The sequence below is a fragment of the Shewanella sp. SG41-4 genome, assembly GCF_014164505.1.
Lineage (GTDB): Bacteria > Pseudomonadota > Gammaproteobacteria > Enterobacterales > Shewanellaceae > Shewanella.
Window position 1 is genome coordinate 1 of sequence record NZ_JACJFI010000169.1, and the last position, 9,422, is coordinate 9,422.

The window sequence follows — 9,422 nt, forward strand, 5'->3', positions numbered from 1 at the left end:
CACGTCTTGAAAATGTGCCCGCTTATTATGAGGCCGCGCGAAACAATATTAGCGATCCGACACTTGAACATACCCAATTAGCGATTATGCAAAATCAAGGCGCATTTTCGGTATTGTCTGCCGAGTTAGCCCAGCAAGTCGCTAATTCGAAATTGAGCGCAGAACAGAAAGCGTTATTTACTGAGCGTTTTGATGCAGCAACCGCTGCGATTAAACAGCACCTTGAGTGGTTAACCGCGCTTGAAGCTAAGCTAACCGAAAATGGTGGCCGCGATTTCCGTATTGGTGAAACCTTATACGAAGAAAAGTTCGCCTTTGATATTCAGTCTGGTATGACGGCTAAACAGTTATACGACAAAGCCGTCGCAGATAAAAATCATGTTCAGCAAGAAATGGCTAAGATCACCGACACCATTTGGTCAAAGTACATCGATACACCAAAACCAGACGATGAGAGACAAGCAATTCGTCAATTAATTGATGTGTTATCAACCAAGCATGTTAATCGGGAAAACTTTGTTGCTGAAGTGCGTAAGCAAATCCCAGAACTGATTAAGTTTGTCAATGATAAACAACTGGTGACTCTTGACCCGAACAAACCGTTAATTGTGCGTGAAACCCCTGAATATATGCGTGGTTTTGCCGGCGCGTCTATCAGCGCACCGGGGCCTTACGATAAAGGTGGTAATACTTACTACAACGTTTCACCCCTTGATAGCATGAGTGATGAGTCGGCAGAGAGTTATTTACGTGAATACAATCATTGGATTTTACAAGTACTGAATATTCATGAGGCTATCCCAGGGCATTACACGCAATTGGTCTTTTCTAACCAATCTCCTAGTTTAGTCAAAAGCTTGTTTGGTAACGGCGCCATGATTGAAGGTTGGGCCGTGTATACCGAACGTATGATGCTAGAAGAAGGTTATGGTAATTTTGAACCTGAAATGTGGTTGATGTATTACAAATGGAATTTGCGGGTTATTTGTAACACTATTGTAGATTACAGCATTCAGGTCAACGGTATGGGCGAGCAAGAGGTGATTGATTTACTCGAGAACGAAGCGTTCCAACAACGCGCCGAGGCGGAAGGGAAATGGCGTCGTGCGACCTTAAGTCAAGTCCAACTGACTAGCTATTATGCTGGTTATCGCGAGATCTATGATTTCCGTGAACAACTTAAAGCTAAACAAGGAGAAAGCTTTGATTTAAAACAGTTCCATGAACAGTTTTTAAGTTACGGCAGCGCACCTGTTAAATTCATTAAGCAATTGATGACAGATAAATAGACCAATTGTGTCTCACTCATAATTGTGACAAATGTCTCAAGGCCTGAAATTTCAGGCCTTTTTGTTAATGAAAATGGTGAAGGGGTAGATTAAATCTGGTTCCTCGTAAACAGATATGATAATCTTAATGGTAATCGTTATCATTAAGAATTTTCCCATGAAGAATATCCTATTCATTGAACATACCCTTTCAGATAAAAGTGACATAGGTCGACAGTTAGAAGAGCAGGGCTACCATGTTCATCGAGTTAATAATGCCTTTGATGGGTTGATCCAAATGGAGACTCTGCAGCTTGAAGCCATATTATTAGATTTTTCAGTGCCCAAAACGGATTCATTTTGGTTGCTCATCGCAAGACAAACTAGCACGCCCATTATTGTGTTAGCAGAAAGTAACAGCGAAATTGAGCGCATTAATGCGTTAGAGCTCGGCGCCGACGATTATCTCTGTAGACCGATTAATATCCGCGAATTGCAGTTACGTCTTAATGTACTCCATCGACGTACCCAAGCACCGATTAATGATGCGGTTAATGACTATATTGGTTTTGATGATACTTGTTATACCATTAGTTTTGCTGAAAAATCATTAGTGTTAACGCAAACTGAATATCGACTATTTAAATATTTGTTTGATAGACAGGGTAAAGTTGTCACCAAAGAAGAATTACAACGACGAGTATTGCACAAGGAACTGGGACGATTTGACCGTAATTTAGACATGCATATCAGTAATACACGCCGTAAATTAGTTAAACGGAATTTACCACGCGAATTAATTAATACCGTTCGCGGTCAAGGTTACAGCTTTAGCTTTTAATGGTTCACACCAATTGCCGCATTTGTTAAGCTATGGCGCATAAAATAAGGCTGATACCAATCGTTATTACGCCCAAAATAAGCGCAAGCACATAAAGGATAATCTAATGCGGATTACAGCAAACTTTGACGGCGGCAATATTGACGTCATTAATCTAGACAAACATGACGATATACAGCTCGCAATTCGTCCCGATTTTGGCGGTGAGTTCTATCAATGGTTTAACTTTCGTTTAGAAGGGGCCGTCGGCCAAACATATACCCTTAACATCCTCAATGCCGGTACTGCTTCTTACCCAAAAGGTTGGGAAGATTATCAAGCCGTTGCCAGTTATGATCGCCAAACTTGGTTCAGATTACCAACTCAGTATGTCGATGGAAAATTAACCATTCAAGCCGAGTTAGATTGTGAAGCTATTCAAATTGCTTATTTTGCACCTTACAGTTATGAGCGTCATTTAGATTTAATCAGTGAAGTGCAATTACACCCAGCAGTTAGCCTTGAACATCTTGGGTTAACCCTTGATGGCCGCGACATGACGTTGCTTAAAATTGGTGATGCTAATCCTAGTAAAAAGAATATTTGGATTACTGCGCGTCAACATCCGGGTGAAACGATGGCTGAATGGCTAGTTGAAGGCTTATTAAATCAATTGCTTGATAGTGATTGTCCAACATCTAAAGCCTTATTAGACAAAGCCAATTTTTATATTGTGCCAAACATGAATCCTGATGGCAGTGCACGCGGCCATTTACGTACTAATGCTGTAGGGACTAACTTAAATCGCGAATGGCAAACACCGAGCTTAGAGAAAAGCCCTGAAGTGTATTATGTCGTTAATAAAATGCATCAAACTGGTGTTGATTTATTTTACGATGTCCACGGCGATGAAGGCCTCCCTTATGTGTTCCTTGCCGGTTGTGAAGGGGTGCCAAGCTACAACGATAAAATGGCTCAATTACAACAGCAATTTCTCAATGCATTGACCATTGCCAGTGCTGATTTCCAAACAGAGTTTGGTTACGATAAAGATGAGCCAGGTAAAGCGAATTTAACCGTGGGTTCTAACTGGGTTGCCAATACGTTCAGTTGTTTATCGAACACGTTAGAAATGCCATTTAAAGACAATGCTAATTTAGCCGATCCATTTGTGGGCTGGTCTCCAGAGCGTTGCGTATATTTAGGTGAAGCGTCATTAGTTGCGATGTTAGCTGTGGTTGATAATTTATAATCGCGACAGTAAGCAGTAATTTTTATCTTCAGATGATCAAGCAGGTAGAATAAATTATGGCCTTAGTTGCATGTCCTAAATGTCAAAAGCGAATTTCAAGTCTGGCTAAGCAATGTGAGCATTGTAAAACCGATTTGACTGGTAATACTGAGTCATTAACGATTATCAGTCACATTGAGCGTTCAAATAGCTTAATGACCCAAAGCTTTATCTTTTTGACATTGTTTATAGCAGGGGTTGTGGTGTGGTTTTGGGGAGGAGAGCCTGCACAAGGGCTAACTTCTTATATCGCGATTGCCAGTTTTGTTATTGGCTTTACGGGTTATCTTGTTACCAGAGTTAGAATAGTGTTACATAAACGGAAATCAGTATGAACGATATCAATAAAGTCATTGATGAAATGCCTGAAGAAGTATACCTACGCTTGTTGTCTGCCACTGAGTTAGGTAAATGGGATGACGGTACAGTATTAACTGAACCACAGCGTGAGTCGACCTTACAAGTGGTGATGTTGTATCAAGCACGTAAGTTACATCAAACTGAACATTTTACTATCGCAGCGGGTGGTAATATTAATGAGTTGTCTAAATCAGAACTGAAAAAACAGTTTAAAGGTGAGCCCATCGCCGAGTTTAAAGAAGCTGATTTATAATCATCTGAGATTGAATAATATGTGTTATCTGTAATGGATATTATAAGACAAAAAAATGCGAGCTAATGAGCTCGCATTTTTATTTAGCTGTATCTGGTTAAAGCAATAACAACATAAAAGTATCAATGAGGTTAACTAACCTGAACTCGGGATAAGGGATGAACTTATACTATTTAAAATCAGCACGTTAACCCACCTCACTTTCAAGCTTGTCATTTGTTATGCTAACAAGGCGAATTGACACGTCAATAGCTAGCCTATTGCAAGTCGATTCAACGCAGTTAGCAGGGCAAAGGACTGCTTGAAAGGCGTTTATTATCCCGAGTTGAGGTTAACTAGTCTGCCGTCAGTTCACCAACAAGGTTTTCCTGCATACGTTGCTTAATTTGCGCAGGGGTTAAACCAATAGACAACAAATAATGCAATTTTGCTAATGCCGCTTCAATGGTCATATCTGCACCACTTATTACTCCAGCTTGTGCTAAAGCATTACCTGTAGCATAACCGCCCATATTGACTTTACCCTGGAAACATTGGGTTAAATTCACCAATATAATACCGCGTTCATCGGCTTGTTTAAGTGTATCCAGTAGCTTCTTATCTTGTGGTGCATTCCCCACGCCGAAGGTCAATAAAATCAGTGCTTTTACCGGTTGCTGTAAAATATTATTAAAAATATCTGTGGAGATCCCTGGGTAAAGCGTAACGACACCGACAGGTTGCGGGCTGATAGTGACAACCTCTAAAGGGGCACCCGTTGGCTGCGTTATTTTACCTGCTTTAAGGTTAATTTTAATGCCGGCTTCTAGCAACATCGGGAAGTTAGGCGATGCAAACGCATCGAATCCGTCAGCATGGGCTTTGGTTGAGCGATTACCACGAAACAGTTTGTTATTAAAAAACAAACAGACTTCAGCAACTGGGTAGTTTGCCGCAATATACAGCGAATTGAGCAAGTTGGTTTGCCCGTCTGAACGTAATTGCGCCAACGGAATTTGTGAACCAGTTACGATGACTGGTTTAGATAAACCTTGCAGCATAAATGACAAAGCAGAGGCAGTATAAGCCATTGTGTCTGTACCATGTAAAATGACGAAACCGTCGTACTTTTCATAGTTGGCTTGGATATCATTAGCAATCATTTGCCAATCTGTTGGTGCCATATTAGATGAGTCAATTAATGGGCTGTATTCATGAATAAAGAACTCAGGCATTTCGTCATGATAAAATTCCGGCATTGACTGAACACAATCTGTTAAGAACCCTGATACTGGCACAAAACCGTTCGCGGTCTTTTGCATCCCGATGGTACCGCCGGTATAAGCAACGTAAATTGAACGTTTTGTCATGTATGTAGGCTCTAATTGAATGTCGATTGCAGATTGTGCAAATTATACGAGTTTATTTGAAGATCCCCAATAAAAAAGCCTGCTAAGCAGGCTTTTTTTGAATAATATTCATATTGCGGTCATTTGAGTGATTAGTAATTACAGTTTTCGCAATACATATAGACATGATTAGGGTCATCAAACATCGACAATGTTTCAAATGCACCAGCCCACTGCTTGGCAAAGCGTTCAATTAAACTGGTTTGACGAACGCTGTCTGGAACATAAGCCACAGTAGCGCCCATAATTTGCTGCATCAGTTGTTGTTCAGCGCTAAGCTCTTGCTCAATCACTTTAACATCGAACTTTTCCATTTTCGCTAAATCAGCTGCTTTGGCTAATGCCACATCCATATCACCTAATTCATCAACTAGGCCTAAGGTGAGCGCGCGTTTACCTGTCCATACACGGCCTTGAGCAATATTATCTACTTGCTCTAGCGTCATATGACGCTCTTTTGCTACCAGAGAAATAAACTCATGGTATCCACGTTCAATATGACGTTGTACCACCGCGGCAACTTGTGGGTTTAATTCGCGCGCAGGCGATAATCCTGCCCAATCAGATGTTGCGACACCATCAGATGTAACACCAAAATGATTTAGTGCTGGTTCAAACGTAGAGCACATACCGAAACGACCTAGTGAACCCGTTAGTGTTGTTGGCGTAGCAACAATATAGTCGGCACTGGCTGATATCCAATACCCACCAGATGCAGCAAGGCTACCCATGCTAACAACCACAGGCTTACCTGCAGCTTTTAGCGCTAACACTTCTTGACGAATTTGCTCTGATGCAAATGCACTACCACCAGGGCTGTCAACACGAAGTACGACGGCTTTCACTTTATCGTCAAAGCGTGCTTTCATGAGCAATGCAGAGGTACTTTCACCGCCAATTTGTCCAGCAGGTTGTTTACCGTTAAGAATCGTGCCTTTAGCAACGATAACGGCAACTGCGTCTTTTTCAACAAAGCTAGGCATAGGTGCGGTTAACTTTCGGTAATCATTAAAGCTAATCTGCTTAAAGTTTTTACCTTCAGTATCACTGCCAACACGTTCAATCATCGCGACACGGAATGCATCTGCCGAAACCAGTTCGTCAACCCATTTCATGTTGACAGCCATTTGAGCGCTGTCACCTTCCGCTTTATCTAGCTGAGCGAGATACTCATCTGTACTTAACACTAATTGATCAGGACCGATTTGACGGTTGCTGGCAACAATAGTCGAGTAGCTTTGCCAAATATCATTTAACAATTCTTTGCTGGCGACTTTGTCGGCATCTGACATATCGTCGCGGATAAAAGGCTCTACAGCTGATTTAAATGTACCCACTCGAAATACGTGAGTAGTAATTTTTAGTTTTTCGAGTGCCGCTTTGTAATACAAACGGTAACGGCTTAAGCCATCCAGCGCTACCATACCTTGGTTATTAAGGTATATTTTGTCTGCAAAGCTGGCCAAAAAGTATTGGTTTTGATCATAACCATTAGCCATTGCGATAACGGACTTATTGGCGGCTTTAAACTGGGTTAATGCTTCACCAATGGCGGTCATTTTACTGATCCCAGCATCACGTAGTTCTGCTAAGTCCAGTACGATACTGTTAATGCGGGCATCTTGAGTCGCATTATTAATGGTATAAAGTACGTCAGCTAATAGAATTTCACCTTCTGGATCATTCGCTTGCCCTTGGCTAAATGCCATTTCTATTGGGTCTACATAATGTTTTTGGTCCACTATGCTCCCAGACAAGTTCAGCACTAGAGCTGATTGATCTTCGACGACAATTTCATCTTCGCTGTTGAGTAGTACCACAGCGATGACAGCCAACAAACCAAAAAATATAACGTTGATGATGAACTTACGGATACCGTTTACTGTATTCCATAACAGTAAAAACATCCTTTTTAAAAACGAGGGTTTAGCGGACATTTGCCACTCCTTTATCTGTCTAATGTAGTCATCCTAACTGAAAATCAATATAAATGTGAAATTCAATTGTAAAGGTTTTTAACAAACGAGCGTTTAAATGATTGAGCAAACTTTACTGGCGGGGTATGCTGGTTTAAATCACTTGTTTAAAAAGGATGTTTGAATGTCGTTTCCACACTTATTAGAACCTTTAGACCTCGGCTTTACACAGCTGAAAAATCGCGTGTTAATGGGCTCAATGCACACCGGTTTAGAAGAAGAAAAAGGCGGATTTGAGAAACTGGCAGCATTTTATAAAGAACGTGCTCAAGGTGGCGTGGGGTTAATTGTTACCGGCGGTATTGCACCTAATTTACGCGGCCGTTTGGCGCCACACGCCTGTCAATTAAGCTTTTCTTGGCAGGTGGGCAAACATAAAATTGTTACTGATGCTGTGCATGAAGCGGGCGGAAAAATCTGCATGCAAATCCTGCATGCTGGCCGTTATAGCTATCATCCTTTTAGCTTAGCCCCGAGCAAAATAAAATCGCCCATCACACCGTTTACCCCTTCGGCGATGTCTGCTCGTCAAGTGCGCTCGACGATTAAAGATTATGCTACCAGCGCGGCATTGGCTAAAAAAGCTGGTTATGATGGCGTTGAAGTCATGGGCTCTGAAGGCTATTTGATCAACCAATTTATCAGTTCGCGCACCAATACACGCACCGATGAATGGGGCGGCAGTTATGAAAATCGGGTTAAATTCCCGATTGAAATCGTTAACGCGATTCGTCAGAAGGTTGGTAGTGACTTTATTATTGTATTCCGTTTATCGATGCTCGACTTAGTTGACAATGGCTCAACGTGGGACGAAGTGGTACAGCTGGCCAAATCGCTTGAACAAGCAGGCGTAAGTATTATTAATACCGGTATTGGTTGGCATGAAGCACGTGTACCGACGATTTCGACCAGTGTGCCGCGTGGTGCATTTTCTTGGGTAACAGAAAAACTAAAAAAAGAAGTCAAGATTCCGTTAATTGCTACAAATCGGATTAATACTCCAGAAATTGGCGAGTCGATTATTGCATCAGGTCAAGCTGATATGGTGTCGATGGCCCGGCCATTTCTTGCCGACGCTGAGTTTGTGAATAAAGCGGCAGCTAATACCCCTGAATTGATTAATACCTGTATTGGTTGTAACCAAGCCTGTTTGGACCACACCTTTTCGATGAAACGGGCAACCTGTTTGGTTAATCCCCGTGCTTGTTATGAAACCGAAATTAATTTTACCCCAACAACCACTAAAAAACGCATCGCTGTGATGGGAGCGGGTCCTGCTGGAATGGCGTTCTCTGTATATGCAGCATCCCGTGGTCATGAAGTGGTTTTATTTGAAGCCAAGTCAGAAGTGGGCGGTCAGTTTAATTTAGCGCGTAAAATTCCGGGTAAAGAAGAGTTTAATGAAACGATTCGATATTTCATTAACCAAATTAAGCTGCATAATGTTGAACTGCGTTTAAACACTAAATTGGATGCGGCAGTACTGGCTAATGAAAAATTTGATGAAGTGGTCATTGCTGCTGGTGTGGTACCACGAGCGTTGGAATTACCAGGTTTTGATAATCCTAAAGTGGTCGATTACCAACAAGTATTAACCGGCCAAGTTGAAATAGGTAAAACGGTAGCATTGATTGGTGCTGGCGGTATTGGTTTTGATATGGCGCATTTCTTATGCGAATTAGAATCGAGCACATTGCAACCCGATAAATGGTTAAAACAGTGGGGCATTGATAAAACCTATCAAAATGCCGGTGGATTAACTGAAGAAGCCGAACATGTACCTGGTCGTGAAGTGTATTTATTACAACGTAAAACCACCAAAATGGGTAAAGGTTTAGGTAAAACTACTGGTTGGATCCATCGTAGCGTATTGAAGCAACATCAAGTTCATATGAAAACTGGTGTAAGCTACGAAAAGTTTGATGAACAAGGTCTGCACATTAAAATCGGTGAACAATCTGAAATTCTTGCGGTAGATAACGTGGTGTTGTGTGCTGGACAAACGTCGAATCGCAGTTTAGTTGATGAAATGAAAGCCAGCGGATTACCTGTTCATTTAATTGGTG

The 9,422-nt window shown here is 41.6% G+C and carries 8 protein-coding genes; 6 read left to right on the top strand and 2 right to left on the bottom strand.

Going from position 1 to position 9,422, the window contains the following annotated elements:
- From H5202_RS14580 to H5202_RS14600, 5 genes are all read left to right on the top strand, one after another.
- Positions 1-1,289, top strand: a 1,289-nt coding sequence (locus H5202_RS14580; protein ID WP_182772716.1) for a DUF885 domain-containing protein, incomplete at its 5' end; no start/stop codon positions are given.
- Between the two features lie 157 nt (positions 1,290-1,446).
- The gene (locus H5202_RS14585; RefSeq protein WP_182772717.1) at positions 1,447-2,109 is read left to right on the top strand and encodes a response regulator transcription factor; all 663 of its coding nucleotides are present in this window, start codon (positions 1,447-1,449) and stop codon (positions 2,107-2,109) included.
- A 106-nt stretch (positions 2,110-2,215) separates the two neighbouring features.
- The gene (locus H5202_RS14590) at positions 2,216-3,340 is read left to right on the top strand and encodes a M14 family metallopeptidase (RefSeq protein ID WP_182772718.1); all 1,125 of its coding nucleotides are present in this window, start codon (positions 2,216-2,218) and stop codon (positions 3,338-3,340) included.
- A 56-nt stretch (positions 3,341-3,396) separates the two neighbouring features.
- Positions 3,397-3,714, top strand: coding sequence for a zinc ribbon domain-containing protein (locus tag H5202_RS14595; RefSeq protein ID WP_102037778.1), 318 nt, complete (start codon positions 3,397-3,399; stop codon positions 3,712-3,714).
- Positions 3,711-3,992: a YeaC family protein gene (locus H5202_RS14600; protein ID WP_182772719.1), complete on the top strand. Its 282-nt coding sequence runs from the start codon at positions 3,711-3,713 to the stop codon at positions 3,990-3,992. The genes H5202_RS14595 and H5202_RS14600 overlap by 4 nt, the downstream gene beginning before the upstream one ends.
- Before the next feature lie 335 nt (positions 3,993-4,327).
- Here the strand turns inward: H5202_RS14600 and ansA are convergent, their stop codons facing one another.
- Together ansA and sppA are read right to left on the bottom strand one after the other, a co-directional pair.
- Complete coding sequence (ansA, locus tag H5202_RS14605; protein ID WP_182772720.1) at positions 4,328-5,341, bottom strand: asparaginase; 1,014 nt, start codon at positions 5,339-5,341, stop codon at positions 4,328-4,330.
- Positions 5,342-5,472: 131 nt separating this feature from the next.
- Positions 5,473-7,317, bottom strand: a complete 1,845-nt coding sequence (gene sppA, locus H5202_RS14610) for a signal peptide peptidase SppA (protein ID WP_182772721.1) — start codon at positions 7,315-7,317, stop codon at positions 5,473-5,475.
- A 163-nt stretch (positions 7,318-7,480) separates the two neighbouring features.
- On the opposite strand from sppA, the gene H5202_RS14615 reads away from it, so the two are divergent.
- Positions 7,481-9,422: NADPH-dependent 2,4-dienoyl-CoA reductase (locus H5202_RS14615; protein WP_182772722.1), on the top strand; the 1,942-nt coding region annotated here is incomplete at its 3' end.